This is a genomic window from Modestobacter sp. VKM Ac-2983 (assembly GCF_026967885.1).
Taxonomy (GTDB): Bacteria; Actinomycetota; Actinomycetes; order Mycobacteriales; family Geodermatophilaceae; genus Modestobacter.
In genome coordinates, this window is the sequence record NZ_JAPVBK010000004.1 from 298,334 (window position 1) to 323,562 (window position 25,229).

Genomic DNA, 25,229 nt, shown 5'->3' on the forward strand with positions numbered 1-25,229 from the left:
CGGCGACGGCCGGGAACCGGTTCGCCGGCTCCCGGCCGTCGCCGCGTCCCCGCCGCCGGAACCGGTTCGTCACGGGTTCCTCCCCACAGGTCCGCACATCGGGGGTCGGCCGTGTCGGGGCGACCCCACCGGGTACGCGCCCGACCATGCGGAAGAAGCAGACGACGACCCGGGACATGGTCCTGCGCGGCGTCCTTGCGGGCATCGGCGGGACCGTCGTCATGACGGCCTTCCAGAAGTGCGTCGAGATGCCCCTCACCCAGCGCGGCGAGAGCGTCGCGCCGGCCCGTTTCGCGGAGAAGGTGACCCCGGCGCAGGCGAGTTCACCCTCCGGCCTGCGGCGGCTGAACTGGGTCACCCACGTCGCGCTCGGCACGATGTGGGGCTCGGCCTACGGCATCGCCGCGGCCCGGGGCCTCCGTGGGCAGAAGGCCGTCAACACCGTCTTCGGCCTGGTCTACGTGGGAGACGTCGCGCTGAACACCGCGCTCGGGTTGTACCGGCCGTGGCAGTGGTCGGCGAAGGAGGCCTTCGTGGACGTGGTGGACAAGTACGTGCAGGCGCAGGGCACCGGCTGGGTCTTCGACCGTTTCCTGGACCCGGCCAGGTAGGCCGGCCCCCGCTGACGTCAGGCCGGGCGGGACCGCTCGTCGTCGGCGGCCGGGCGGTGCCAGCCCTGCTCGACCGAGGCGCGGCAGCCGTCGGGGTCGTCGCCGCAGGCGGTGAACAGCGCGTGGAGCAGGAACGGGCCGTGGTCGAGCGTCTCCGGCGGCAGCGGACCGGTGGCCACGAGCGACGCCAGCCCGTGGCCGACGGTCCAGCTCTGGATCGCCAGGTCCAGCGGGACGACGTCGGCGCGGAACCGCCCGGCGTCCCGGCACCGGCGGGCGGCCTGGACCAGGTGCTCCAGCGTCGCGTCGGCGGCCGGCAGGTCCTCCAGGTCGACGCTGGCGTCGAACATCACCCGGTAGAGGTCGGGGTGGGTGAGGGCGTGGTCGAGGTAGGCCGCGCACAGGGCGGTCAGGTCGCGCACCGGGTCGGCGGACTCCGGGACGGTGGTGAACCGGGCGCCCAGCCGGGTGAAGCCCTCCTGACGCAGGGCCTGCCAGAGCCCGTCCATGCCGTCGAAGTGCGTGTAGACGGCCATCGTCGACACCCCGGTGCCGGCGACCAGCGAGCGCAGGGTGATCGGCTCGCGCGCCCGCAGCATCGCGGCTGCCCGCTCGATGAGCAGGGTGCGGACCGCCGGGTCCTTCGGGCGGGCCACGAGCTGGACAGTACATGCCATAACGCTGCTATGTTCAGCGTGAGCCCGGATCCGCCGGGCCGCTCGGACGAGGAGTCAGCATGGCGATCACCCTGGTCAACCCGGCCGGTCTTCCGGCGCCCGACGTCTACCACCAGGTCTCGGTGGCGACCGGGTCGCGGCAGGTTTTCGTCGCCGGGCAGGTGGCCGTCGACGCCGCGGGCGAGAAGGTGGGCGTGGGTGACTTCGCCGCCCAGGTCGCCCAGGCCTATCGGAACGTCGGCACCGCCCTGGCCGAGGTGGGTGCGTCCTTCGCCGACGTCGCCACCATGACCGTCTTCGTCGTCGACTGGACGCTGGACAAGATGCCCGCCTTCCTCGATGGGGTGGCCCGGGCATCGGCGGAGCTGGGTGTCACCCCGGCCGCGCCGGCCTCGCTGATCGGCGTCTCGGTGCTCTTCGACCCCGACTTCCTGGTCGAGGTCCAGGCCACCGCCGTCCTGGACTGAGCGGGGCGGTCGGGCCGGCCGTGCCGCCGGCCCGACCGCTGCTGGATCAGCGACGGCGGGCGGCCGCGCTCAGGGCGGGCGTCGCCCACATGTTGTCGCCCACGTTGACCGTGTGGCCGGGCGGCACGATCGCGTCGATCCGGTCGAGGACGTCGTCGGACAGCTGCACGCCGTCGGCGGCCAGGTAGGACTCCAGGTGGTCCATCGTGCGTGGGCCGACGATCGCCGCGGTGACCGCCGGGTGCCGGACGACGAACGCGATGGCCAGTTGCACCATCGTCAGCCCGGCCTCGTCCGCGAGCGCGCCCAGGGCGTCGGCCGCGTCGAGCTTCGCGGCGTTGGCCGGGTTCGCCGCGTCGAAGACGCCGGGGAACCGCTGGGCGCGGCCGACCGACCCCGGCCCGCTGACCTCCTGGCCCTTCCGGTACTTGCCGGACAGCCAGCCGCCGGCCAGCGGGCTGTAGGTGAGCACGCCCATCCCGTACCGCTGGGCGGTCGGCAGGACGTCGACCTCGACGGCGCGGGTGAGCACCGAGTACGGCGGCTGCTCGGTACGGAACCGCTCGCGGCCCCTGCGCTCGGCCGTCCACTGGGCCTCGACGATCTCCGACGCCGGCACGGTCGAGGCGCCGAAGGCGCGGATCTTGCCGGCGTGCACCAGGTCGGACAGCGCGCCCAGTGCCTCGTCGACGTCGGTGGCCGGGTCGAGGCGGTGCACCTGGTAGAGGTCGATCCAGTCGGTGCCCAGGCGGCGCAGCGAGTTCTCCACGGCCTCGGTGATCCAGCGCCGGGACATGCCGCGCTGGTTGGGGTCCTGGCCGAACGGCAGGCCGACCTTGGTGGCCAGGACGACGCCGTCGCGCCGGCCGCCGGTCAGGGCCTTGCCGACGACCTCCTCGGACTCCCCGTTCGAGTAGACGTCGGCGGTGTCGATGAAGGTGATGCCGGCGTCGAGGGCGCGGTGGACGATCCGCACGCCCTCGTCGGGGTCGGGGTTGCCGACGACGCCGAACATCATGGCGCCGAGGCAGAGCTGGCTGACGGACACGCCGGTCCGTCCCAGGGGTCGCTGTTCCACGGGGTGCTCCTCGCTGGTTACGATCTGCCCGAAGTGGACAGCCTGTCCGTTCACCGTAGCGGACACCCTCTCCAGTTAGGAAGCCATGCCGGTCAGACGTGCCGACGCCGAGCGGAACCGGGAGCGGATCCTCGCCGCAGCGCGGGCGGGGTTCGCCGAGCCGGGCGCTCCGCTGTCGATGGCCGAGGTCGCCCGCCGCGCCGGCGTCGGGATGGCCACGCTGTACCGCAACTTCCCCGGACGGCGGGACCTGCTGGAGGCGCTCTACACCGACCAGGTGGACGCCGTCTGTGCGGCCGCGGCCTCGGTCGACGGGTCGCCCAGCGGCCGGTTCCTCTCGTGGGTCGACCACTTCGTGGGCTTCTTCGCCAGCAAGCACGAACTCGCCGCCGAGCTGCTGGCGCAGGCCGACGGCCCCGGCCCGGTGCTCGACCGGAGCCGGGAACGGGTGCTGGCCGCCGGCCGGCCGCTGCTCGCTGCCGCGCAGGAGGCCGGCGAGGTCCGCGGCGATCTGACGCTGGAGCAGGTGCTCGACATGGTGATCGCCGTCAGCGCGATCCACGGCGACCCCGACTACTCGCGGCCGATCCTGGTCGCCGCGCTCGACGGCCTGCGGGTCACCGGCTCGCGGCGCTGACCAGCTCGGCCGTCAGCCTCCGGACTCGGCGGCGGATGTCTCGGCGCGGGTGCGCTCGTGGTGCCGACGGGCCTTCATCCGGTTGCCACACGTGGCCATGGAGCACCAGCGAGCCCGGTTGGGCTTGCTGTGGTCGATGAGGAACAGCGCGCACTCGTCGTTGGCGCACGGTCGCAGCCGCCCGGGGCTGGTGCGACGCGCGGCATCCCAGGCGAGCAGCGCCCGGACGGCCAGGGCGCGGGCCGGCGGCACGTCGGTGAGGCTCCACCTGATGGCCTCGTCCTCGATCGAGGCTGCCAGGCGCACGTCGGACAGCAGTGGTGCCAGCGACTGCGCACCCTCGTCCCCGCGAGCGACCGCTTGGAGCGCGTCGCGGGCGGCGCGGGTCGCGCCCTGTTCGGCGGCCGATCCATCGCCGCCCCGTTCTCGCAGCCAGGCTCTGCCGGGTTCGCCGTCGAGCAGATCCCGCTGGGCACGGTCGACGATCGGCGTCGTGTTCAACAGCTCGAGCAGGAACGCCTCGTCGGCGGGTGGGTCGTCGACCAGCTGCATCTAACCTCCTTGATTCATTTGACAGGTTACACGCTGCCGTGCCAGCGTCTGTAACCAGCAAACCAATCTAGAAGGGTTAGTCGCCATGACACACGTCCACCACCGCTTCGCCACCGTCGACGGCCGGCAGCTGTTCTACCGGGAGGCCGGACCGGCCGACGCCCCTGTCGTGGTCCTGCTGCACGGGTACCCGACCAGCTCGTTCATGTTCCGCGAGCTGATCCCGCAGCTGGCCGACCGGTACCGGGTGCTCGCCCCGGACATGCTCGGCTTCGGCCTGTCCGACGCCCCGCCGGTGACGGAGTTCGACTACACCTTCGATGCGCTGACCGACCTGACGGCCGGGCTGCTGCGGGAGCTGGGCGCGACGCGGTACGCGGTCTACGTCCAGGACTACGGCGCCCCGGTCGGCTGGCGGCTGGCGCTGCGCGACCCGGAGGCGATCACCGCGATCGTCACGCAGAACGGAAACGGCTACGACGCCGGCTTCGTCGAGGACTTCTGGGCCCCGGTCTGGGACTACGCGCGGAACCCGGGTGCGGACACCGAGGCGGCGATCCGGGGCGCGCTGAGCCTCGACGCGATCCGCTGGCAGTACCTGCACGGGGTCGCGGACACGACCGTGGTCAGCCCGGACACCTGGCACCACGACCATGCGCTGGTCTCGCGCCCCGGCAACGACCTCGCCCAGCTGGCGCTGTTCAGCGACTACAGCACGAACCCACCGCTGTACCCGGCGCTGCACCAGTACCTGCGCGACAGTCGCGTGCCGGTGCTCGCCGTCTGGGGTGAGAACGACGAGATCTTCGGCCCGGAGGGTGCGCGCAGCTTCGCTCACGACGCTGTCGATGCCGAGATCCACCTGCTGGACGGCGGGCACTTCCTGCTCGAGAGTGCCGGTGACCAGGTCGCCGAGCTGATCCGGGACTTCCTCGGCCGACGGCTCGCCGGAGCTGCGGCGCCCTGATGGATGGTCACGAGTGGACCGCAGGCCAGGTCTGCAGGGTCACATCGGATACCAGTCGATGCCGGCGGTGCTCCGCGTCGCGCCCCGGACCCTCGGGCAGATGGTCGCGCAGCTCTGACCGTCGAGGACTGCTGCGGGTGGGTTCAGTTCGTGGCGTCGTCCCCGGAGTTGGTCCAGCGCTGCCACCGGTCGCCCCAGGTGCTGTCCACCCGCTCGGTGATCGACGACTCCAGGTCGGCCAGGCGCTCGTCGGCCTGCTCCTGGGTCAGGTCGCCGTCGGTGACGGCCTGGGTGACGCGCTCCTGCGCGGCCGCGACCAGGGCGTCGACCAGAACCTCCACGGCCACGCCCTGCTCCTCCGCCACCGAGGCGAGCGTGGCGCCGTCGGCCTGCAGGGCCGTGCGCAGGTCCTCCTCTGACATGCCCAGGGCGGTCGCCGCGGCCTCCAGGCCACGACCGTCGCCGGGGTTGCCCTGCCACCCACCGTGCCATCCGCCGTGCCATCCGCCGTGCCCACCACCGAGGTCGGCGGCGTCGAGGGTGGCGGCCACCTCGTCGACCTGCTCCTGGGTGAGGGAGCCGTCCGAGACCAGCCCGGCCAGCGCCTCGGTGATCCGGTCGACCCGCGAGGAGCCCGTGTCGGCGGGGTCGGTGGAGTCCGTGCCGGCCAGGGCAGGGACGGCGACGGCGGCACCACCCACGGCGAGCAGCCCGGCGGTGGTGAGGGTGATCAGCTTGGTGTGCACGATGGTCTCCTCCGACTCCGGTCAGGCGATCCGACCGATGCCGTCAGCGTCGGCCGGGCGGCTGTGCGCACCCTGTGGTCTCCATGGGCCACGCCTGTCGAGCTGCCCCGCACGCCGCGCGGTCAGCGCGCTCGGGAGGTGAGGCCCACCGTCAGCCCGGCGCCGACCACCGCGATGCCCAGCCACACCAGGGGCCCGGGCACGGCCCCGCCCATCGCGACGCCGGCCCCGGCGGCGGCGACCGGGGCGACGCCGGTGAGCAGGCCGGCCCGCGCGGTGCCCAGCCGGCCGACGGCGGAGTACCAGAGGACGAAGGCGACCGCGGTCGTCCCGACGGCCAGGTAGCCGACCGCGGCGAGCTCACCGCCGGTCAGCTCCGCGAGGGCCCCCGGCCCCTCGGCGGCCAGCCCGAGGACGCCGAAGACCACGGCCGCGACCCAGGTGGTGTGCACCGAGACGCCCCATGCGCCGTGCTGGGTCAGCAGCGGCACGGCGAGCAGCGTGAACCCGGCCTCGCAGGCCAGAACGACGACCGCCCAGGCCAGCCCGGTGGCGTCGCTGTGCCCCACTCCCTGCACCAGGCCGGCGCCGACGGTGACGACCGCGGCCGCCAGCAGCACCCGGGCCTCCGGTCGGCGTCCGGCCATCAGCGGCCCGGCCAGGGCGAGCGCGATCGGCACGCTGGCCACGGCCACCCCCAGCACGGCCGGTTCGGCGTGCTCGGACCCGCGCACCAGAGCGACGTTGAACAGCACCATCCCGGCGCCGACGACGCCCAGCAACCACGCCCACTCCGCGCCGCGTGGCCGGTGCACCGACCGCCCGGCCAGCCGGGCGAAGCCGAGCAGGACCAGGCAGGCGGCGGCGTACCGGAGCGACTGGGCGGTGAACAGCGGCGCGTCGGAGAGGACGGCGGAGACCGCCACGCTGCCGCCGACGAAGCCCATCGCCGTCGTCCCGGTGAGGACGGCGGACGTGGCCGACTGCTGCTGGGGCGCTGCCACGCTGGTCGTCATGGCTGCCATGCTGCTGAGGTCCTGGTCCACCGTGGAGGGCCAATCGCCGTCATCGGGAGTGGACCAATGCGCGGAGCCGACTTCCTCCAGCTCGACCCGGCGGCTGCGCCGGCGCGCGGGCTCACCGACTGGCTGACCGCGGCCGTGCGGGCCGCGGTGCTGGACGGCCGGCTGGCGGCGGGGGACCGGCTGCCGGCCACCCGGACGCTCGCCGGTGACCTGGGCATCGCCCGCGGGGTGGTGGTCGAGGTGTACCAGCGGCTGGTGGACGAAGGACTGGTGGCGGCCCGCACCGGGTCGGGGACCGTCGTCCTGCCGCGGTCGGTCGCGGCACCCGCGCGCCCCGCGGTCACGACGCCGGCCGGGCCGGTGCGGCTGCCGCTGCCGACGAACCGACCGGCGGCCGAGGGGGAGATCGACCTGTCACCGGGCGTGCCCGACCTGGCGGCGTTCCCGCGGGCGGCCTGGCTGCGGGCGGAGCGGGCGGTGCTGCGGGCGGCGTCGGCAGCGGACCTGGGCTACGGCGACCCGCGGGGGAGCGCGCGGCTGCGGTCGGAGCTCGCCGGCTGGCTCGGGCGCACCCGCGGGCTGCGCGTCGCGCCGGAGCAGCTGCTGGTGGTGTCCGGGGTGGCCCAGGCGCTGGCGCTGCTGGCCCAGACGTTGCGGTCGCGGGGCGGGGACACGATCGGCGTGGAGGACCCGGGGTCGCGGGGCGCGCGGGAGGAGTTCGCGCACTGGGGGCTGCGGCCGGTCGGGGTGCCGGTGGACGCCGCCGGGCTGGTGGTCGCGGGGATGCCGGACGTGGCGGCGGTGATGGTCACGCCGGCGCACCAGTTCCCGACCGGGGTGGTGCTGTCCCCGGCGCGGCGCCGCGAGCTGCTCGGCTGGGCACGGGACGGCGGCGGCCTGGTGATCGAGGACGACTACGACGCCGAGCACCGGTACGACCGGGCGCCGGTGCCGGCGCTGCAGCCGTCGGCGCCGGAGCACGTGGCGCACACCGGCAGCACCTCGAAGACGCTGGCGCCGGGGATGCGGCTGGGCTGGCTGGTCGCGCCGTCGTCCCTGGACGCCGACCTGGTGGCGGCCAAGCACGCCAGCGACCTGGGCAGCCCGGCGCTGCCGCAGCTGGTGCTCGCGGAGCTGCTGCGGTCAGGGGAGCACGACCGGCACCTGCGGCTGGTGCGCGGGCGGCAGCGGGCGCGGCGGGACGCGCTGGTGACCGCGTTGGCCCAGCACCTGCCGGGAGCGGTCGTCTCCGGGGTGGCGGCCGGGCTGCACGTGCTGATCACGTTCCCCGGCTCGGACGCCGACGACGTCGAGCTGGCCGCTTCCGCCCGGGACGCCGGGGTCGTCGTCCACCCGCTGTCCTGGCACCGCACGACCCCCGGCGACCCGGGCCTCGTCCTCGGCTACGCCGCCAACGCCCCCGACCGCCTCCGCACCGCGATCGAGCGGCTGGCCGACGCTCAGCCGCGGCGGCCGAGGAGGTAGCCGATCCAGATCCCGAGCAGGGTGAGCAGCCCGCCGCCGGCGGCGCCGACCAGCAGGGGCTTCGCCTCGGCCGGCACCCAGCCCCCCGCAGCAGCCGGGGCCGTGGCGTAGCCGACCGGAGCCGGAGCGGCGTCGGCAGGCGTTCCCGCGGGAACGTCCGCGGCGATCGGGATGACCTCGGCCACCACGTTCGGCTCCACCAGCTCCTTGTCGATCGCGGCGAAGAACTGCCCGGCCATCTTCTTCGCCACGCCGGTGATCATCCGCTGCCCCACACCCGCGACCGCGCCACCGACCACGGCGTCCGCCGAGTAGGTCAGCTCCGTGCCGTCACCGGAGGGAACGAGCTTGATCTGCACGGTGGCCCGCACGGAACCCGGCCCACCAGAGCCGGATGCGTGCATGACGTAGGAGGACGGGAAGGTCAGGTCCGACAGTCGTACCTCGCCCGCGTACTTCCCGCGGATCGCGCCCACGCCCGCCGAGACGATCATCGTGTAGCTGTCCTCGCCGACCTGCTTCAGCGACTCGCAGCCCGGGATCGTCCGCGCCAGCACCGCCGGGTCGGTGATCACCGCCCAGACCTGCTCCGGTGCCGCCGAGAGGACCGCACTGCCGTCGAGGTTCACGCCATCGCTCCAGAGTCGTGGGGGGAAGAGTTGGTCACGCGCTCGGCGTCCGAGCGCACCAGGTCGTACAGCTCGGTGGGGGAGATCGGCATCGCCGCGATCCGCCGTCCCACCGCGTCCTCGATCGCCGAGGCGATCGCCGCCGAACCGGGGATGACACCGGCCTCGCCGGCGCCCTTGATCCCCAGCTCGTTCAGCGGCGACGGCGTCGACTGGTGGTCGATGTCCACGTCGGGCACCTCGGAGGCGTACGGCATCAGGAAGTCCATGAACGAGGCGTTGGTCAGCTGACCGTCGCGGTCGTAGGCCATCCGCTCGTACAGCGCCCCGCCCACGCCCTGCGCGACACCGCCGTGCACCTGCCCCTCGACGATCATCGGGTTGATGATCGTGCCGCAGTCGTGCACCACCGCGTACTGCTCGATGGCGATCTCCCACGTCTCCGGGTCGATCTCGACGACCACGGCGTGCGCGCCGGAGGCGAAGGTCGACCGCAGCGGGGAGTAGTAGTCGGTGTGCTCCAGCCCCGGTGCGTCCCCGACCGCCACCGGCGGCTTGGAATCGTCGCCCGGCCCGGCGAACTGGGTCGCCTGCCGCGCCGCCTCGTCGAACGCGTACCGCAGCGGGTTGGACAGGACGGCGACCGTGCGCAGCGGGATGGAGGCGCCCGGCGTCCCCTTCACCTGGACCAGGCCCTCGTCGATCTCCAGGTCGGCCGGGTCGGCCTCCAGCACCTCGGCGGCGATCCGCAGCGCCTTCTCCTTCACCCCGCGGGCCGCCAGCGCGACGGCGTTGCCGCTGACCACCGCGGCGCGGGAGGCGAACGTGCCGACGGCGTACCCGAAGCGCCGGGTGTCGCCGGTGGTGACCTCGACGTCCTCCAGCGGGACGCCGAGCTCCGCGGCTGCCAGCTGGGCGAAGACCGTCTCGTGCCCCTGGCCCTGCGAGGTCAGCCCGGTCGAGACCAGCACCTTGCCGCTGCCCAGGACCTGGACGTGCGCGCCCTCGTACGGCCCCGGCCCGGTGCCCTCGACGTAGGGCGCCATCCCGATGCCCAGCAGCTTCCCGCGCGCCTCGGCCGCGGCCCGCCGCTCGGCGAAGCCGTCCCAGTCGACCAGCACCTTGAGCTTGGCCATCATCGCCGGGTAGTCGCCGGAGTCGTAGATCAGCGGCCGGCCGTCCTGGAACGTCAGGCCCCAGTCGTAGGGGAACTGGTCGGGCTGGATCAGGTTCCGCTCCCGCACCAACGCGCGGTCGATGCCGCGCTCCTGGGCGATCCGGTCCATCGTGCGTTCCATCGCGAACGTGCCCTGCGGCCGGCCGGCCCCGCGGTACGGCGTGACGATGACCGTGTTCGTGTAGACGCTGTTCACCCGGGCCCGGTAGACGGGGATGTCGTACGGGCCGCACAACTGGGTGGCCGTGTTGATCGGCACGATGATCCCGTAGGGCGTGTACGCGCCGTTGTCGTGCCAGACGAGGACGTCGAGGGCCGTGATCCGCCCGTCGTCGTCGTACCCGACGCGGATCTCCTGGCGCTGCTGCCGCTCGTGCGCGCTGGAGATGAAGTGCTCGCGCCGGTCCTCGGTCCACTTCACCTCGTGGCCCAGCAGCCGCGCGGCCATCGGCACGAGCAGCTCCTCCGGCCACGGGTGCACGATCTTCACACCGAAGCCGCCGCCCACGTCGGGTGCGATGACCTCGACCTTCTCCATCGACAGCTCGAGCTTGGCCGCGATCGCCGCGCGCACCGAGGTCGAGGCCTGGGTGGAGGAGTAGACCCGCAGCGAGGAGTCGGCGTCGTCCCAGCGGGCGTGCACGCCCTTGCCCTCCATCGGCATGGAGGCGCTGCGCTCGAAGTACTGGGTGAAGGAGAGCGTGTGCGTGGAGGCGGCCAGCGCCGCCTCGACGTCGCCGGTCTCCTGGTGGTGCCGGGCAGCGACGTTGTCCGGGACGTCGTCGTGCACGGTGTGCTCGGCGGCCTCGGCCGCGTCGACGCCGACCACCACGGGCAGCTCCTCGTAGCTGATCTCGATCAGCCCGGCGGCGTCCTCGGCGATGTACCGGTCGGTGGCCACGACCATCACGATCGGCTCGCCCACGTGCTGGGCGATGTCCTTCACCAGCGGGTACCCGGTGCGCGGCGCGGTGAGCTGCGGGTGCGGGATCAGCACCGGCAGTGGCTCGGCCAGCGGGCCGGTGAGGTCCTCGTAGGTGTAGATCGCCAGCAAGCCCTCGACCTCCATGGCTGCGCTGACGTCGATGTCCAGCACCCGGGCGTGTGCGTACGGGCTGCGGACGAACGCCGCCTCGTAGGCGCCGGAGCCGATGTCGTCGAGGTAGCGGCCCTGGCCGATGATCAGCCGAGCGTCCTCGCGCCGGCGCACCGGCTCCCCGAAGAACTTCGTCGTCACCGGACCGTCCTCCCCCAGACCACCGAAATGGCCATCTTGGTGGTCACCGGGCGGCCTCGTCGCGCATGGTCGCTGCGGCGTGCCGGCAGGCCTTCTTGATGTTGGCGTAGCCGGTGCAGCGGCACAGGTTGCCGCCGACCATCTCGTCGACCTCCTCCTCGGTGATCTCCACCGACGGGTCCCGGGCGTCCAGGCCGGCCGCGATCGTGGTCAGGAAGCCCGGCGTGCAGAACCCGCACTGCAGCGCGTGGCACTCCCGGAACGCCTCCTGGATCGGGTGCAGCACCTGCCCGCCCTGGTGGTCCGACCGGGACAGGCCCTCCACGGTGGTCACCTCGCGGCCGTCGACCTGGACGGCGAGCACCAGGCAGGAGCGGGTCGGCTGCCCGTCGACGAGCACCGTGCACGCTCCGCAGACGCCGTGCTCGCAGCCCACGTGCGTGCCGGTCAACCCGAACCCGTGCCGCAGCGCATCCGACAGCAGCCAGCGCACCGGCACCGTCGCTTCACGTGGAACACCGTTGACGACCACGGAGATCGCCCGTTCCGTCTGCACCTCGGTCACGCGGTCCTCCTGGCTGCTTCGGCACCGGCGTCGGCCAGCGTCCGGGCGGTGAGGGTGGCGACCAGCAGTCGCCGGTAGTCGGCGCTGGCGTGCAGGTCGCCGTCCGGGTCGACCAGCCCACGGGCCAGCTCGCCGGCGGCCGCCCAGTCCGCGGAGTCGACCGGCTGGCCGACGACGGCGTCGGTCAGGTCGTGCACCTCGGGCACCAGACCCACCGACAGGTAGGCGGCCCGGGCCGAGCTGACCCGCCGGTCGGCGTCCAGCGTGACGAGGACGCCCGCCCCGCAGACCGCGTAGTCGCCCTTCCGCCGCGCGATCTCGGCGAACGCCGTGCCCGACCGCTCCGGCAGCGCCGGGAAGAAGGCGTCCAGGACGACGGCCGGCCCGTGCACCGAGGTCTCCAGCGGCCCGAGGAAGAAGTCGCCCCAGCCGATCGTCTCGCGCCCCTCCGGCGTCGCGACCGTGACGGAACCGTCCGTCAGCGCCAGCACCGCGGTCATCTCGCCCGAGGGGTCGGCGTGCGCGATCGAGCCCACCGTCGTCCCGCGGTTGCGGATGGCCGGGTGCGCGACGTTCGCGGTCGCCCGGCCGAGCAGCGGCTGGACACCGGCCGCCTCGGCCGAGGCCAGCAGCTGGGCATGCCGGACCAGCGCACCCACGCGCACGCCATCGGGGCCGGCGGAGATCTGAGCGAGCCCGGGCACCCGGTTGATGTCCACCAGGGTGGTGGGCGCAGCCAGGCGCATCGAGAGCAGTGGGAGCAGGGACTGGCCGCCGGCGAGCACCTTCGCACCCTCGCCCTCCGCGGTCAGGACGTCGAGCGCCTCGTCGACCGAGGTCGGGTCGGCATAGCCGAACGGAGCGGGTTTCACCGGCTGCGGGTCACCTCCAGGCGTGGGTGTGGAAGGCGTCACTCTGTCACCGCCGTCCCGGGAGACGGAAGTACCTCAGCGCTAAAACTTCCGGCCGAACTCGGCCGCAGAACTACCTCACCGCTGAGACACTTTCTCCGGTAGCGTCCCGCCAGGTGAGCGACAGTCCAGTTCGGCACGTCTCCCTCCGCAGCGGCGTCTACGCCGACTCGGTCCGGCTCATGCAGGTCAGCCGCGAGATCGGTGACCGCCCCGGCGTGCACACCGTCGTCGTCGCGATGGCCACGCCGCTGAACCTCGAGCTCGCCGCCGGCATGGGCCTGGCGCCCGAGGGCGGGGCGAAGCCCGACCAGCTGCTGATCGCGCTGACCGCCACGGACGACGCCGAGCTGGCCGCCGCGGTCGCCGCCGTCGACGCCGCGCTCACCGCCCGCGCCGACCGGGGCGAGGCGCAGACCATCCCGGCCCGGACGATCGGCGCCGGCCTGGACGGTGCGGACGACCCGGCGCTGGCGATCATCAGCGTGCCCGGGCCGTACGCGGTCGCCGAGGCCACCGACGCCATCGCCGCCGGCCGGTCGGTGCTGATCTTCAGCGACGGGGTGCCGGTCGAGCACGAGGTCGCGCTCAAGCGGGCCGCCCACGATGCCGGCGTGCTCGTGATGGGCCCGGACTGCGGGACGGCGATCGTCTCCGGCCTCGCCCTCGGCTTCGCCAACGTCGTCCGGCGTGGCCCGGTGGGCCTGGTCGCGGCGTCGGGCACCGGCGCCCAGCAGGTCAGCTGCCTGCTCGACGCGGCCGGCGTCGGTGTCTCCCACGTGCTGGGCGTCGGCGGCCGCGACCTCTCCGAGGCCGTCGGTGGGCTGGCCACCCTCGATGCCCTGGCCGCGCTGGACGCGGACCCGGCCACCGAGCGGGTGCTGCTGGTCTCCAAACCCCCGGCCCCGTCGGTCGCCGCCCGGGTGGCCGAGGTGGCCCAGGAGCTGGACGTCCCGGTCCGTTCCGCCGCGCTCAGCCCGGAGCAGCCCGACCTCACCGCCGCGGTGGAGGCGCTGCTCGGGGACCTGGGCGTCGCCGTCCCCGAGTGGCCCTCGCGGCCCGGCACCGCAGATGCCGTGCCCGCCGGCGCGGTGCTCAAGGGCTTCTACTCCGGGGGCACCCTCGCCGACGAGACGATGTTGATCGCCGCCCCGGCCCTGGGCGACATCCGCTCCAACACGCCGCTGCGCCCGGAGCTCGATCTCGGCACCGACCTGGCCGCCCGCGGGCACGTGGTCGTCGACTTCGGCGACGACGCGCTCACCGTGGGCCGCGCGCACCCGATGATCGACCCGACGCTGCGGCTGGAGGCGATCGCCGGCCTCGCCGCCGGCGGTGAGCCCGCCGTCCTGCTGCTCGACGTCGTCCTCGGCCACGGCGCCGACCCCGACCCGGCCGCGACCCTGGTGCCCGCGCTGCAGTCGGCCGGCCTCCCCACGGTGGTGGCGCTCGTCGGTACCGAGGCGGACCCCCAGTGCTGGTCGCGGCAGGCCGACGCCCTCGCCGAGGCCGGCGCCGCGGTCTTCGCCTCCAACGCCGCCGCCACCCGCTACGCCCTCAGCCTGATCGGAGACGGCCATGAGTGAGCCCCTCGGCGGACTGCTGTCCGCCCCGCCGTCCATCGTCGCCGCCGGCGTCGAGGTCTTCTCGACCGCGCTCCGGCAGCAGGGCGCGAGCGTCACCGACGTCGACTGGCGCCCGCCGGGCTTCGGCAGCCCCGACGACCTCACCCAGCTCGCGCTGGACCCGCGCCGTGCGGCCGCCAACCGGGTCGCCGTCGAGCGGGTGCTCGCCGCGGGCTCGCTGCTGGTCGACGTCCGGCCGGCCCGCGAGGTGCTCGACCTGCCCGACCGGATGCTGCTGCACTCCGGCCCGCCGCTGACCTGGGAGACCGCCTCCGGCCCGATGCGCGGCGCGCTCATCGGCGCCTGTGTCTTCGAGGGCTGGGCCGCCGACGTCGCCGACGCCGAACGCATCCTGGCCGCCGGGGAGATCACCCTCGACCCCTGCCACCACCACCGCACGGTCGGGCCGATGGCCGGGGTGACCAGCCCGTCGATGTGGATGTGGTGCCTGGAGGACCCGGCCAACGGCGGGCAGGCCTGGTGCAACCTCAACGAGGGCCTGGGCAAGGTGCTGCGGATGGGCGCCTACAACGACGAGGTGCTCACCCGGCTGGCCTGGATGCGCGACGTGCTCGGCCCGGTGCTCCAGCGCGCCGTCCGCAGCAGGCCGGAGCCGCTGGACGTCAAGGCGATCCTCGCCCAGATGCTGCAGATGGGCGACGAGGGGCACAACCGCAACCGCGCCGGCTCGCTGATGGCGCTGCGCGAGCTGTCGCCGTCCATCGTCGGCGTCGACGCACCGGCCCAGGACATCGCCGAGGTGCTGCGCTTCATCGGCGGCAACGAGCACTTCTACCTGAACCTCGGCATGCCGACGGCGAAGCTGGCGATGGACGCCGCCCGCGACGTCCCCGGCTCGACGATGGTCACCGTGCTGTCCCGCAACGGCACCGACTTCGGCATCCAGACCGCCGGCACCGGTGACCGCTGGTTCACCGCACCGGCCAACACCCCCGTCGGGCTCTACCTCGGCGACTACGGCCCCGAGGACGCCAACCCCGACATCGGCGACTCCGCGATCATGGAGGCCTACGGCGTCGGCGGGTTCTCCATGGCCGCGGCCCCGGCGATCGTCCGGTTCGTCGGTGGCACCGTCCCCGACGCGCTGGCGACCACCGAGCGGATGTACCAGCTGACGCTGGCCGAGAACCCGGCGATGCAGATCCCGATCATGGGGTTCCGCGGCTCCCCGACCGGCATCGACGTCCTCCAGGTCGCCCGCACCGGCTGGCTGCCGCAGATCAACACCGGCATGGCCGGGCGGGTCGCCGGAACCGGCCAGGTCGGCGCCGGGCTGGTGCAGCCGCCCCAGGCCTGCTTCGAGCAGGCCCTGGCGGCGCTGGCCGAGGAGTCCCGGGCAGCGTCCTGACGGGCCTGGGCGGTGCTCGTTACCTCCCCGGGTCAGCGGGTAGTCGCCGACGGCGGTCGGTACCGGCCGCGACGCCGACGGAGGGTGGGGCCATGGCCAGCTGCGAGGTCTGCGGGAACGACTACCGGCTCAGCTTCGAGGTGCACGCCGCGGGGGCGGTGCACACCTTCGACAGCTTCGAGTGCGCCATCCACGCCCTGGCCCCGGTGTGCGAGCACTGCGGCGTGAAGGTCGTGGGCCACGGGGTCGAGGCCGACGGCGTCTTCTTCTGCTGCGCCTCCTGCGCCCGGATGCACGGGCAGGACAGCGCCGCGCAGTTGGTCGACCACGCCGGCCGGGCACCGGACGAGCGGTGAGCGTCGACGCCTACCCGGTCGTCCGCTTCCTCGTCCGGCCGCTGGTCCTGGGCCTGTTCCGGCCGCAGGTCGAGGGGGCCGACCACCTCCCGGCCACCGGGCCGGTCATCCTGGCCGGCAACCACCCCTCCACGCTGGACCAGTTCTTCCCCCCGGTGCTCAGTCACCGCCGGGTGACCTACCTGGCCAAGAGCGAGTACTTCACCCGCCCCGGGCTGCTCGGGCGGGCGATGCGCCTGCTGCTCGAGAGCATCGGCATGGTCCCGCTGGACCGCGGCGGGGCCACGGCCGCCGAGGCGGCGCTGCGGCGCGGCCGGGAGGTGCTCGCCGGCGGCGGGGTGCTCGGCATCTACCCGGAGGGCACCCGGTCACCCGACGGCCGGCTGCACCGCGGCAAGACGGGGGTGGCCCGGCTGGCGTTGTCCACCGGGGCCCCGGTCGTGCCCATCGCCGTGATCGGCAGCCGGGCGCTCATGCCCCCGGGTGCCCGGCTGCCCCGGCCCGGGCGGGTGGTGGTCCGGATCGGCGAACCGCTGGACTTCTCCGACCACCCCGGGCCGGCCGACGACGGGGCGGCGCTGCGGGAGGTCACCGACCGGGTCATGGCCGAGCTGCAGCGGCTCTCCGGCGCCGAGTACGTCGACCGGTACGCCGCCGACGTCAAGGCCGAGGGGCGCGGCCGCGCGGCCTGACCCGCCGATGCCCGTGCTCAGCCGGGGACGCGGACGGCGAGCAGCGCGACATCGTCGTCGACCCGCCCACCGAGCTGGCCCAGCAGGTCGTCGCAGAGTCGGTCGAGGGGCTCCCGACCTGTCCTGCTCAGCTCGCCGACCAGCCAGGCCAACCCGTCGTCGAGCGGTGCACCGCGTCGCTCGATGAGCCCGTCGGTGTAGAAGAGCAGCGTGTCGCCGGGGCACAGCCGCACCGTGTGGTCGGTCCGTGGGGCGCCGGGGGCGATGCCCAGCAGGCTCTCCGGCGTGCGGTCGAGCAGCACGACCCCGCCGTCGGCCCGTGCCAGCAGCAGTGGTGGATGGCCGGCGTTGGACCACCGGAGCAGTCGCGTCCCGTCCACCGCGTCCTGCGCCCGCGCGTCGATCCGGGCGGCGGTCACGGTGACCAGGGTGGTCAGCCCCAACCCGGCGAGCACCTCGTCCAGCGCACTCAGCACCGCGGCCGGGGATCCCGGGGAGCGTTGGGCGATCGCCTGCAGCATCGCCCGGACCTGGGCCATGGTGGCGGCCGCCGGGGCGTCGTGCCCGGCGACGTCCCCGATGACCAGCATGGTGCTCCCGTCGGGGAGGGAGAAGGCGTCGTACCAGTCGCCCCCCACCTGGGTGTGCCGGCTGGCCGGCAGGTAGCGCACGGCCGACTCCAGGCCCGCCACCCGCGGCGGCGGGCCGAGCAGGTTGAGCTGCAGCGCCTCAGCCGTCTGGAGCGCCGCTTCGGTGGTCGCGGCCTGCGCGCTCAGCCGGGCCAGCTGGGCCTCGCGTCGCAGCCGGAGACTGCAGGCGCCCACCGCCAGGACGCCGCCGCCCGCCACCGCGAGCAGCCGGACGACCTGGGGGAGCATCGTGTTCGCGGTGTACTGCTGGTCGTAGACGCCCAGCAGCGCCGCCAGGACGAGGGCCAGGACGGCGTAGCCGACCGTCCCCCGCCGGCTGAGCGTCGTCGCCGCCAGCAGCGGGGCCATGACGACCAGGCCGAGGATCACCTGATCGGGCCCACTGACGACGTCGGTGACGGTCACGACGGCCAGCACCCCTGCGGGCAGTGCCCGCTGCAGGCGTTGGGACCTGGTCACCGCGGCAGCTCCTCGTTCATCCGGTCTCCCCCCGCGGGCCCGGCGCAGCGACCAAGGTAGCGAACCGACTGGTCAGGCTCGTGCACCCGAGGAGTGTGAGCGAGATCGGCCCCGGGGCAGGCGCACCACCGGTCCGCCGGGTGCACAGTGGATGGTGCACCCAACTACCTGGAGGACCGCTCATGCCCAGCGTCTACACCGCTGTCGCCACCGCCACCGGTGACGGCCGCAACGGCCACACCCGCTCCTCCGACGGTCTGATCGACCTGGACCTGGCCACGCCGAAGGAGATGGGTGGCGAGGGCGGCGCCACCAACCCCGAGCAGCTGTTCGCCGCCGGTTACGCCGCGTGCTTCCTGTCCGCGCTGAAGATGGTCGCCCGCAAGCAGAAGGCGCCGATCAGTGACGCCGGGGTCACCGCGGAGGTCGGCATCGGGCCGAACGACGCCGGCGGCTTCGGGCTGGAGGTCGCCCTGCACGTCGAGCTGGGCGGCGTCGACCAGGCCACCGCGGACCAGCTCGTGGCGGCCGCGCACGAGGTCTGCCCCTACTCCAACGCCACCCGCGGCAACGTCCCCGTCACGCTGGAGACCACGGTCGCCTGACGGGGCACCAGGATCGCGGCTGAGGGCGCCGGCCGGGGCCCGACCCGGCCGGCGCCGTCGGCTCAGGCCTTGACGATGGCGGCGACCGGGCCGCCGCCGGAGGGGCCCTGGTGCACCGCGGCCACCGACACGAACACCGCCGGGTCGCCGGTCACCGACGCGGCGACACCGCCGACGGTGGCCTTGATCTGCCGGTGCCAGAAGACGTCGGAGTCGTCGAGCATCGCGTTGCGCCGGCCCCGCACGTAACCGGTCGGGTCGGCCTCGCACTTGAGGAAGACGTTGACCAGGTTGCCGTCCAGGTCGGAGGTGTGCGGCCGCTCGGGCAGGTCCAGGCCGGCGTCCCGGATGGCGTTCCAGATGCCGTCCTGGTCCAGGGCGTCGGTCATCACCGAGTGACCGATCCGGTAGTCGCCGCCGTGGCCGCGGGCGTTCCCGACGACGATGATCTGCGCCCGGTCCAGCTCGACGCCCGAAGAGCAGGACGCGACCGCGCTGAACAGGTCGAAGTCGCGCATGACCTGCTTCTGCTCCGGCATCTCGATCTCGCCGAGCGCCAGCGCGATGCCCAGCGCCGTCGTGCCGTTGGAGAGGTCCATCGAGCCGTGCGGCTCGTCGTAGTACGTCTCCTGCCCGCGGGACTTGGCCTCGCGGATCGTCTCGATGGTCAGCAGCGGCGTCTTGGTCTGCACGTAGTGGACGTCGGCCGGGTCGGTGATGCCGGCCTCGGCCATCGCCCGGCGCACGCCCTCGGCGACCTTCTCCACCATGGTCAGCCGGCCGATGTCCTCGGGCAGCAGCACCTCGCTCATGGCGAACCCCACGGTCAGCCGCGGCTCGTCGGTCTTCTCCACCGAGTCCTCGGGCAGCGTGGCGAAGATCGTGGCGTGCGGGCTGATGACGCCGTCCGTGCCGCCGGACCACACGATCGGGATGTCCCCGATCTCCTCCTTGCTCCGCGAGCCCTTCTCCATCAGCACCTCGCGGAACGCACGGTCGGCGATGATCCGGGTGTAGTCGTTCACGCCGCCGTTGCCCTCGGTCTTGCCGATGACGGCGATGACCCGGTCGGCCTCCATGACGCCGTCGTCGATGAGCTTGGCGAGCTCGGAGGCGTCGCTGACGTTGTGCAGCGGGACCTTGCGGACCTCGATCGGTGCGGGCATGTCTTCTCCTTCTATGCGGTGACGACGGTGCCGACGTCGTCACGGGCGACGGCGTCGGAGATGTGGGGCAGTGCGGTGATGACGGCGCGAGCGCCCTGACGGCCGTCCCCGGAGTCGGTCACGAACCGGAGGGCGGCCTCGACCTTGGGGCCCATGCTGCCGCGGGCGAACTGGCCGGCCTCGGCGTGGGCACGCATCTCGGCGACGGTGACCCGGGCCAGCGGGCGGGCCGACGGGGTGCCGAAGTCGACCATCACGTGCGGGACGTCGGTGGCGATGACCAGGGTGTCCGCGCGCAGCTCCCGGGCGAGCAGTGCGGCGGTGAGGTCCTTGTCGATGACGGCCTCGACGCCGATCAGGGCATCGCCGTCCGCGGGGCCTGGCACCACGGGCACGCCGCCCCCGCCGGCGCAGACGACCACGAACCCGGCCCCGCTGAGCGCCGAGATGGCCGGGACGTCGACCACCGACAGCGGCTCGGGCGAGGCGACCACCCGCCGCCAGCCGCGCTCACCGCGGTCCTCCCAGTTCTGCCCGAGGTCGATGAAGCGCTGGGCCTCGTCGCGGGGCAGGTGTCGGCCGACCGGCTTGGACGGGATCGCGAAGCCCGGGTCAGCGGGGTCGACCAGGGTGCGGGTGACCAGCGCCGCGGTGCGCTGGGGCGAGCCGAGGGCGGCCAGTGCGGCGTCCAGCTCGTCGGCGAGGGTGAACCCGATGGTGGCCTGGGTCTGAGCGACGTTCCAGTCCAGCGGGACCGGTGGGACCACGTGCGCCGCCAGCTCGTTCTTGACCAGCAGGTTGCCGACCTGGGGGCCGTTGCCGTGGGTGAGGACCACCTCGGCCCCGGTGGCGACGACGGCGGCGATGTGCTGGGCGGCCGCGGCGATGGCCTCGCGCTGGGCGCGGGGAGTGGCGGAGCCGTCGGCGCCGGTCATCGCGTTGCCGCCCAGGGCGATGACGACACGACGGGGGAGGGCCATTGCGTGACCCTAGCGGGGAACTGCCTTAGCGGTGAAGTACTTCCCCCAGATCAGGCGGCGGCTGCGCTCCCGGGCCGGAGGACGACCGCCGGGCGCTCGGCGGTGCGGAGCACCCGGACCGGGTCGGCCGGCTGGTCCCAGGTCTCGGCCAGCGCGGCGATCGCCGCCATGGCCTCGTCGTGCAGCCGGGCGATGGCGGCCAGGCCGGCGGCAGTCGCCTCCTGGACGACGGTCTGCGGGCCGAAGAGGACGGCGTCGTCCCCGTCGGTCGGGGCCTCGAGGGCTGCCGGAGCGGTCACGCCCCCCTCATCGGCAGTCCACCACCGGATCGAGACCCACCTTTCTCGGATCCCGTCGTCGAGCTGACGGAGTCAGCGGCGCCAGAAGTCGAAGCGGTCCCGGCCGGGGCGGAAACCGGCCTGCTCGACGACGTCGACCGCCAGGTCGAACCGCTGGCCGACCAGGTGCGGTTGATGGCCGTCGCTGCCGAAGCTGACCGCGTCACCGCCCTCCTCGCGGTACCAGCGGAGCAGCTCCACCGACCACAGCGGGCTGGTGGTGTTCACCTCGAGGGCCCGACCACCGGCCGCCAGCGCCCGGAACACCGCCCGGTACTCCTCCTCGAACACCGCCTGCGGGTACTGCTCCCGGCCGCCGGGCCAGTAGCGCCGCGGGTAGTCGCAGTGGGCCAGCACCTGGAAGACGTCGCTGCTCTCGATCATCGTCACCATCTCGGTGAGGTACCGGCGCATCGTGGCGATGACGTCGATGCCCGGGGCGTGCAGCAGCCGGTTGACGCCCATCAGCCGGCCGTCGACCGGCAGCGAGTGCAGGGAACCGAGGACCCGGTCGACCGGGGAGGCACCCAGGTGCGCAGCCACGCTGGCCCCGAACAGGTGCGGCTCGCCGGCCTCGACGCCGGACCACACCCGCAGCGTCGGGAAGCGCTGCCGGGCCTCCCAGATCGTCTCGGCGTAGAGGTCGACGTCGATCGGCAGCTGGTTGGCCGGGTGCCGGTCGGTGAGCCCCTGTGCGGTGGCCCGGTCGGCGGCGTCCCAGACGGTGAAGTCCAGGTGCTCGGTGAAGGCGATGGCCGGGAGGCCGATCTCCACGGCCCGCTCGCAGGCGCGCAGCAACGACGCTCGTGGGCCGGTGTCCCAGGAGAACTCGGAGTGCACGTGGTTGTCCGGGGGCAGCATCGATGCCCATCCAACCGTCCGTCCACAGCCACCGCACTCCCAGGTCCGGAGATGTCGGTGCCGCGGCCTACGGTCGGGGCATGAGCACCGCTGTCGAGACCGATCTGGCCGATGAGGCGCTCGGCGTCCTGCGCGAGCTCACCGGCCGCGCCGACGCGGTCTTCCGCGAGGGTCAGGACGCCGCCGTCACCGCGCTCGTCGAGCGGCACCAGCGTGCCCTGGTCGTGCAGCGCACCGGCTGGGGGAAGTCCGCGGTGTACTTCGTCTCCACCGCCCTGCTGCGCCGCCGCGGTGCCGGCCCCACGCTGCTGGTCAGCCCGTTGCTCGCGCTGATGCGCGACCAGGTGGCCGCAGCCGCCCGCGCGGGCATCAAGGCCGTGGAGATCTCCAGCTCCAACGTGACCGAGTGGGACGACATCAACGCCCGGCTCGCCGCCGACGACGTCGACGTCCTGCTGGTTTCCCCGGAGCGGCTGACCAACCCGCGCTTCCGCGACGAGCAGCTGCCCAGCCTGGTCGAGCGCTGCGGCCTGCTGGTGGTGGACGAAGCGCACTGCGTCTCCGACTGGGGGCACGACTTCCGGCCCGACTACCGCCGCATCCGCGACCTGCTCGGTCAGCTCCCCGCCGGCACCCCCGTGCTCGCGACGACCGCCACGGCCAACGAGCGGGTGGTCGCCGACGTCGCCGAGCAGCTCGGCGCCGGTGGCGTCGAGGTGACCACGGTCCGCGGCCCGCTGGCCCGGGACTCCCTGCGGCTGGGCGTGCTGCGGCTGGACACCGACCGCGCACGGCTGGCCTGGCTGTCGGCGCACATCGGCGACCTGCCGGGCAGCGGCATCGTCTACACGCTCACCGTGGCCGCGGCCGAGGAGACGGCGGCGCTGCTCCGCGACGCCGGCCACGAGGTCCGCGCCTACACCGGGCGGCTGGACGACGCCGACCGCAAGGACGCCGAGGAGGCGCTGCGGGAGAACCGGGTGAAGGCCCTGGTCGCCACCTCGGCGCTGGGGATGGGGTTCGACAAGCCCGACCTGGGCTTCGTCGTCCACCTGGGCGCGCCGTCGTCGCCGGTGAGCTACTACCAGCAGGTGGGTCGCGCCGGCCGCGCCGTCGCCAACGCCGACGTGCTGCTGCTCCCGGGACCGGAGGACATCGCGATCTGGCAGTGGTTCGCCACCTCCTCCATGCCCCGGGAGGACCATGCCGCCGCCGTCCTCACCGCGATGGCCGACGGCAAGGCCTGGTCGGTGGCGAGGCTGGAGACGGTGGCCGACGTGCGCCGCTCCCGGCTCGAGCTGCTGCTCAAGGTGCTCGCCGTCGACGGTGCGGTGGAGCGGGTCCAGGGCGGCTGGCGTTCCACCGGCGTCCCGTGGGTCTACGACGCCGAGCGGTACTCCCGGGTCACCGCGACCCGGGAGGCCGAGCAGCGGTCGATGCTCACCTACGCACGGCCCGTCGACACCGCCGAGTGCCGGATGGCCTTCCTGCAGACCGCCCTCGACGACCCGACCGCCAGCCCCTGCGGGCGCTGTGACGTCTGTGCCGGCCCCTGGTACCCCACCGACGTGCCGGCCGGCGCAGCCGAGGCGGCCTCCGCCCGGCTGGACCGGCCCGGCGTGGAGCTCCCGCCGCGGGCGCAGTGGCCCACCGGCGCCGACCGGCTCGGGGTCGAGGTCAAGGGCAAGATCGCGCCCGGTGAGCAGATCGCCACCGGGCGGGCCGTGGCCCGGCTGACCGACCTGGGGTGGGGTCAGCGCCTGCGCACCCTCCTGGGGGACGACGGGGTCGGTGGCGTGGCCACGCTGGCCGAGGACCTCGAGGCGCCCTCGATCGAGGAGGACCCGGACGCCGCCTACGAGGTGAGCCACCGGGTCATGCGCCCGGGCCTCCCCAACGACGCACCGCCGGACGCAGAACTGCTGAAGGCCTGTGCCCGGGTCCTCGGCGCCTGGGACTGGGCGCGGCGCCCCGCCGGCGTGGTCGCCATGCCGTCCCGCCGGCGGCCAGCCCTGGTCACGGGAGTGGCCCAGGGGCTGGCGCAGCTGGGGCGGCTGCCCTACCTGGGGGCGCTCGAGCTGGCGCACGGCGGTCCCACCGGTGGGCCGGGCGGCAACAGCGCCTTCCGGCTGGCCGGGGTCTGGCAGCGCATCGTGGTCGGGCCGGAGCTCCGGGCCCGGCTGGCAGAGCTCGGCGACGCCCCGATCCTCCTCGTCGACGACCTGGCGGACTCGCGCTGGACCATGACCGTCGCCGGCCGTGAGCTGCGGCTTGCGGGGGCCGGTTCCGTCCTGCCGTTCGTGCTGGCACTGAGCGCCTGAGGGAGCGACCCCGACCTCTGTCCTGTACCGAGGTCGGGGAGGAGACGAGGTTGTCCACAGGTTTTCGAACACCTGTGCGAAACCGGGGGTAGCCTCTCTGCATGTCGCTCGCGCACCAGCCGTCCATCTGGGACGTGGCCGAGGAGGCCGAACTCACCCCGCTCGCAGGGCGGATCGATCGGCACCTGCTGACCCGGGGCGCCTGGGTCGACCACCTCCCCGGCTGGGTCGAGGGCTCCGGCGGCGTGCTCGACGTCCTGCTGGGCGACATCGGCTGGCGGGAGGACCGCCGGCAGATGTACGACCGCGAGGTGGCTGTCCCCCGGCTGCTGCGTTGGTACGGAGCGGGGGAGGCGCTGCCGCACGTTGTGCTCACGGAGGCCCGCGCCGCCCTCGACGCGTACTACCGGCCGGAGCTGGGCGAGCCGTTCGTGACGGCAGGCATGTGCCTGTACCGCGACGGGCGCGACAGCGTCGCCTGGCACGGCGACCGCGTCGGGCGCAGCCGCACCGAGGACACGATGGTCGCCATCGTCTCGTTCGGTTCTCCCCGCCCCCTGCTGCTGAGGCCGGTGGGTGGCGGCGAGAGCCGGCGCTTCACCCTCGGGCACGGCGACCTGGTGGTGATGGGCGGTTCGTGTCAGCGCACCTGGGAGCACTGCATCCCGAAGACGACCAAGGCCGTCGGTCCCCGGGTGAGCGTCCAGTTCCGCCCCCGCGGGGTGGCCTGAGCCGCGTTCTCCCTGCTCAGCAGCGCGTCCGAGCCATTCCAGGACCCCTCCGGGGACCCCCCTGCAGAGCCCCTCTGAGGGCGTGTATCGTTCTCCATGCACCAAGCGAGAACGGACCGGGCCGCAGGGCCTGGGAAACCGCCGGAAGAACCCCCGAGGTTCACCCGCTGCGGAACTTGGTGTAAAGTGGAAATCACCGCCACGAAGAACGGCCAAGAGATTGGTCGGGGAACGTGCGCGTCCGCTCCTTGAGAACTCAACAGCGTGCCGAAAGTCAGTGCCAAGTAACAAATCCCCCTTCGGCGTCTTCGG

The 25,229-nt window shown here is 73.7% G+C and carries 26 protein-coding genes; 12 read left to right on the forward strand and 14 right to left on the reverse strand.

The window, feature by feature from the left end; genetic code table 11:
- Positions 1-146: 146 nt before the first annotated feature.
- Positions 147-611, forward strand: coding sequence for a hypothetical protein (locus tag O2W18_RS18660; RefSeq protein ID WP_269188934.1), 465 nt, complete (start codon positions 147-149; stop codon positions 609-611).
- Between the two features lie 17 nt (positions 612-628).
- Here the strand turns inward: O2W18_RS18660 and O2W18_RS18665 are convergent, their stop codons facing one another.
- Positions 629-1,267, reverse strand: coding sequence for a TetR/AcrR family transcriptional regulator (locus O2W18_RS18665; RefSeq protein WP_269188935.1), 639 nt, complete (start codon positions 1,265-1,267; stop codon positions 629-631).
- An 80-nt stretch (positions 1,268-1,347) separates the two neighbouring features.
- Here O2W18_RS18665 and O2W18_RS18670 point away from each other — a divergent pair, with 80 nt between their 5' ends.
- Entirely contained in the window at positions 1,348-1,755 is a 408-nt protein-coding gene (locus tag O2W18_RS18670; protein ID WP_269188936.1) for a RidA family protein, read from the forward strand.
- Between the two features lie 46 nt (positions 1,756-1,801).
- Here O2W18_RS18670 and O2W18_RS18675 read toward each other — a convergent pair whose 3' ends face one another.
- Positions 1,802-2,833, reverse strand: coding sequence for an aldo/keto reductase (locus O2W18_RS18675; RefSeq protein WP_269188937.1), 1,032 nt, complete (start codon positions 2,831-2,833; stop codon positions 1,802-1,804).
- Positions 2,834-2,918: 85 nt separating this feature from the next.
- On the opposite strand from O2W18_RS18675, the gene O2W18_RS18680 reads away from it, so the two are divergent.
- A complete protein-coding gene (locus tag O2W18_RS18680) occupies positions 2,919-3,470 on the forward strand; it encodes a TetR/AcrR family transcriptional regulator (protein WP_269188938.1) in 552 nt (183 codons plus the stop codon).
- A 12-nt stretch (positions 3,471-3,482) separates the two neighbouring features.
- Here O2W18_RS18680 and O2W18_RS18685 read toward each other — a convergent pair whose 3' ends face one another.
- Complete coding sequence (locus O2W18_RS18685) at positions 3,483-4,022, reverse strand: CGNR zinc finger domain-containing protein (RefSeq protein WP_269188939.1); 540 nt, start codon at positions 4,020-4,022, stop codon at positions 3,483-3,485.
- Between the two features lie 85 nt (positions 4,023-4,107).
- Between O2W18_RS18685 and O2W18_RS18690 the strand changes: the two genes are divergently transcribed.
- Complete coding sequence (locus O2W18_RS18690; RefSeq protein WP_269188940.1) at positions 4,108-4,989, forward strand: alpha/beta fold hydrolase; 882 nt, start codon at positions 4,108-4,110, stop codon at positions 4,987-4,989.
- A 143-nt stretch (positions 4,990-5,132) separates the two neighbouring features.
- Here the strand turns inward: O2W18_RS18690 and O2W18_RS18695 are convergent, their stop codons facing one another.
- Positions 5,133-5,735, reverse strand: a complete 603-nt coding sequence (locus O2W18_RS18695) for a hypothetical protein (RefSeq protein ID WP_269188941.1) — start codon at positions 5,733-5,735, stop codon at positions 5,133-5,135.
- 122 nt (positions 5,736-5,857) lie between these two features.
- The gene (locus O2W18_RS18700; protein ID WP_269188942.1) at positions 5,858-6,751 is read right to left on the reverse strand and encodes a DMT family transporter; all 894 of its coding nucleotides are present in this window, start codon (positions 6,749-6,751) and stop codon (positions 5,858-5,860) included.
- Positions 6,752-6,817: 66 nt separating this feature from the next.
- Between O2W18_RS18700 and pdxR the strand changes: the two genes are divergently transcribed.
- Positions 6,818-8,245 (forward strand): MocR-like pyridoxine biosynthesis transcription factor PdxR, encoded by a 1,428-nt coding sequence (gene pdxR, locus O2W18_RS18705; RefSeq protein WP_269188943.1) that lies wholly within the window; start codon positions 6,818-6,820, stop codon positions 8,243-8,245.
- Here the strand turns inward: pdxR and O2W18_RS18710 are convergent.
- Genes O2W18_RS18710 through O2W18_RS18725 form a run of 4 tightly spaced genes read right to left on the reverse strand, consistent with a single transcriptional unit; the run spans position 8,221 to position 12,725 of the window.
- Positions 8,221-8,874 carry an SRPBCC family protein gene (locus O2W18_RS18710; RefSeq protein WP_269188944.1) on the reverse strand — a complete coding sequence of 218 codons (654 nt, stop codon included), beginning with the start codon at positions 8,872-8,874 and terminating at the stop codon, positions 8,221-8,223. The genes pdxR and O2W18_RS18710 overlap by 25 nt on opposite strands.
- The gene (gene cutA, locus O2W18_RS18715) at positions 8,871-11,288 is read right to left on the reverse strand and encodes an aerobic carbon-monoxide dehydrogenase large subunit (protein ID WP_269188945.1); all 2,418 of its coding nucleotides are present in this window, start codon (positions 11,286-11,288) and stop codon (positions 8,871-8,873) included. Before cutA ends, O2W18_RS18710 begins: the two co-directional genes overlap by 4 nt.
- 43 nt (positions 11,289-11,331) lie before the next feature.
- A complete protein-coding gene (locus tag O2W18_RS18720; RefSeq protein ID WP_269188946.1) occupies positions 11,332-11,853 on the reverse strand; it encodes a (2Fe-2S)-binding protein in 522 nt (173 codons plus the stop codon).
- A complete protein-coding gene (locus O2W18_RS18725; protein WP_269188947.1) occupies positions 11,850-12,725 on the reverse strand; it encodes an FAD binding domain-containing protein in 876 nt (291 codons plus the stop codon). The genes O2W18_RS18720 and O2W18_RS18725 overlap by 4 nt, the downstream gene beginning before the upstream one ends.
- 155 nt (positions 12,726-12,880) lie before the next feature.
- On the opposite strand from O2W18_RS18725, the gene O2W18_RS18730 reads away from it, so the two are divergent.
- From O2W18_RS18730 to O2W18_RS18745, 4 genes are all read left to right on the forward strand, one after another.
- Positions 12,881-14,350: an FdrA family protein gene (locus O2W18_RS18730; protein ID WP_269188948.1), complete on the forward strand. Its 1,470-nt coding sequence runs from the start codon at positions 12,881-12,883 to the stop codon at positions 14,348-14,350.
- Complete coding sequence (locus tag O2W18_RS18735) at positions 14,343-15,758, forward strand: DUF1116 domain-containing protein (protein ID WP_269188949.1); 1,416 nt, start codon at positions 14,343-14,345, stop codon at positions 15,756-15,758. Before O2W18_RS18730 ends, O2W18_RS18735 begins: the two co-directional genes overlap by 8 nt.
- A gap of 92 nt (positions 15,759-15,850) precedes the next feature.
- Positions 15,851-16,114, forward strand: coding sequence for a hypothetical protein (locus O2W18_RS18740; RefSeq protein WP_269188950.1), 264 nt, complete (start codon positions 15,851-15,853; stop codon positions 16,112-16,114).
- Positions 16,111-16,806 (forward strand): lysophospholipid acyltransferase family protein, encoded by a 696-nt coding sequence (locus tag O2W18_RS18745; protein WP_269188951.1) that lies wholly within the window; start codon positions 16,111-16,113, stop codon positions 16,804-16,806. Before O2W18_RS18740 ends, O2W18_RS18745 begins: the two co-directional genes overlap by 4 nt.
- Positions 16,807-16,823: 17 nt before the next feature.
- Here the strand turns inward: O2W18_RS18745 and O2W18_RS18750 are convergent, their stop codons facing one another.
- The gene (locus O2W18_RS18750) at positions 16,824-17,915 is read right to left on the reverse strand and encodes a PP2C family protein-serine/threonine phosphatase (RefSeq protein WP_269188952.1); all 1,092 of its coding nucleotides are present in this window, start codon (positions 17,913-17,915) and stop codon (positions 16,824-16,826) included.
- A 182-nt stretch (positions 17,916-18,097) separates the two neighbouring features.
- On the opposite strand from O2W18_RS18750, the gene O2W18_RS18755 reads away from it, so the two are divergent.
- On the forward strand, positions 18,098-18,520 hold the full coding sequence (locus O2W18_RS18755; RefSeq protein ID WP_269188953.1) for an organic hydroperoxide resistance protein: 423 nt from the start codon (positions 18,098-18,100) through the stop codon (positions 18,518-18,520).
- Between the two features lie 62 nt (positions 18,521-18,582).
- On the opposite strand, the gene O2W18_RS18760 is transcribed toward O2W18_RS18755, so the two are convergent.
- From O2W18_RS18760 to O2W18_RS18775, 4 genes are all read right to left on the reverse strand, one after another.
- Complete coding sequence (locus O2W18_RS18760) at positions 18,583-19,686, reverse strand: ring-opening amidohydrolase (protein WP_269188954.1); 1,104 nt, start codon at positions 19,684-19,686, stop codon at positions 18,583-18,585.
- An 11-nt stretch (positions 19,687-19,697) separates the two neighbouring features.
- On the reverse strand, positions 19,698-20,666 hold the full coding sequence (locus tag O2W18_RS18765) for a carbamate kinase (RefSeq protein WP_269188955.1): 969 nt from the start codon (positions 20,664-20,666) through the stop codon (positions 19,698-19,700).
- A gap of 50 nt (positions 20,667-20,716) precedes the next feature.
- Complete coding sequence (locus O2W18_RS18770) at positions 20,717-20,965, reverse strand: hypothetical protein (protein ID WP_269188956.1); 249 nt, start codon at positions 20,963-20,965, stop codon at positions 20,717-20,719.
- Between the two features lie 72 nt (positions 20,966-21,037).
- Entirely contained in the window at positions 21,038-21,865 is an 828-nt protein-coding gene (locus O2W18_RS18775) for a PHP domain-containing protein (protein WP_269188957.1), read from the reverse strand.
- Positions 21,866-21,945: 80 nt separating this feature from the next.
- Here O2W18_RS18775 and O2W18_RS18780 point away from each other — a divergent pair, with 80 nt between their 5' ends.
- Together O2W18_RS18780 and O2W18_RS18785 are read left to right on the forward strand one after the other, a co-directional pair.
- Positions 21,946-24,186 (forward strand): RecQ family ATP-dependent DNA helicase, encoded by a 2,241-nt coding sequence (locus tag O2W18_RS18780; RefSeq protein ID WP_269188958.1) that lies wholly within the window; start codon positions 21,946-21,948, stop codon positions 24,184-24,186.
- Between the two features lie 101 nt (positions 24,187-24,287).
- On the forward strand, positions 24,288-24,917 hold the full coding sequence (locus O2W18_RS18785; protein ID WP_269188959.1) for an alpha-ketoglutarate-dependent dioxygenase AlkB: 630 nt from the start codon (positions 24,288-24,290) through the stop codon (positions 24,915-24,917).
- Positions 24,918-25,229 lie beyond the last annotated feature (312 nt).

Bases quoted from the DNA above. Each gene is read 5' to 3' on its own strand.
- O2W18_RS18785 (WP_269188959.1), top strand. From the start codon at position 24,288: ATGTCGCTCGCGCACCAGCCGTCCATCTGGGACGTGGCCGAGGAGGCC.
- O2W18_RS18735 (WP_269188949.1), top strand. From the start codon at position 14,343: ATGAGTGAGCCCCTCGGCGGACTGCTGTCCGCCCCGCCGTCCATCGTC.
- O2W18_RS18755 (WP_269188953.1), top strand. From the start codon at position 18,098: ATGCCCAGCGTCTACACCGCTGTCGCCACCGCCACCGGTGACGGCCGC.
- O2W18_RS18690 (WP_269188940.1), top strand. From the start codon at position 4,108: ATGACACACGTCCACCACCGCTTCGCCACCGTCGACGGCCGGCAGCTG.
- O2W18_RS18780 (WP_269188958.1), top strand. From the start codon at position 21,946: ATGAGCACCGCTGTCGAGACCGATCTGGCCGATGAGGCGCTCGGCGTC.
- O2W18_RS18700 (WP_269188942.1), bottom strand. From the start codon at position 6,751: ATGACGACCAGCGTGGCAGCGCCCCAGCAGCAGTCGGCCACGTCCGCC.
- O2W18_RS18760 (WP_269188954.1), bottom strand. From the start codon at position 19,686: ATGCCCGCACCGATCGAGGTCCGCAAGGTCCCGCTGCACAACGTCAGC.
- O2W18_RS18740 (WP_269188950.1), top strand. From the start codon at position 15,851: ATGGCCAGCTGCGAGGTCTGCGGGAACGACTACCGGCTCAGCTTCGAG.
- pdxR (WP_269188943.1), top strand. From the start codon at position 6,818: ATGCGCGGAGCCGACTTCCTCCAGCTCGACCCGGCGGCTGCGCCGGCG.
- O2W18_RS18680 (WP_269188938.1), top strand. From the start codon at position 2,919: ATGCCGGTCAGACGTGCCGACGCCGAGCGGAACCGGGAGCGGATCCTC.
- O2W18_RS18670 (WP_269188936.1), top strand. From the start codon at position 1,348: ATGGCGATCACCCTGGTCAACCCGGCCGGTCTTCCGGCGCCCGACGTC.
- O2W18_RS18765 (WP_269188955.1), bottom strand. From the start codon at position 20,666: ATGGCCCTCCCCCGTCGTGTCGTCATCGCCCTGGGCGGCAACGCGATG.
- O2W18_RS18685 (WP_269188939.1), bottom strand. From the start codon at position 4,022: ATGCAGCTGGTCGACGACCCACCCGCCGACGAGGCGTTCCTGCTCGAG.
- O2W18_RS18660 (WP_269188934.1), top strand. From the start codon at position 147: ATGCGGAAGAAGCAGACGACGACCCGGGACATGGTCCTGCGCGGCGTC.
- O2W18_RS18775 (WP_269188957.1), bottom strand. From the start codon at position 21,865: ATGCTGCCCCCGGACAACCACGTGCACTCCGAGTTCTCCTGGGACACC.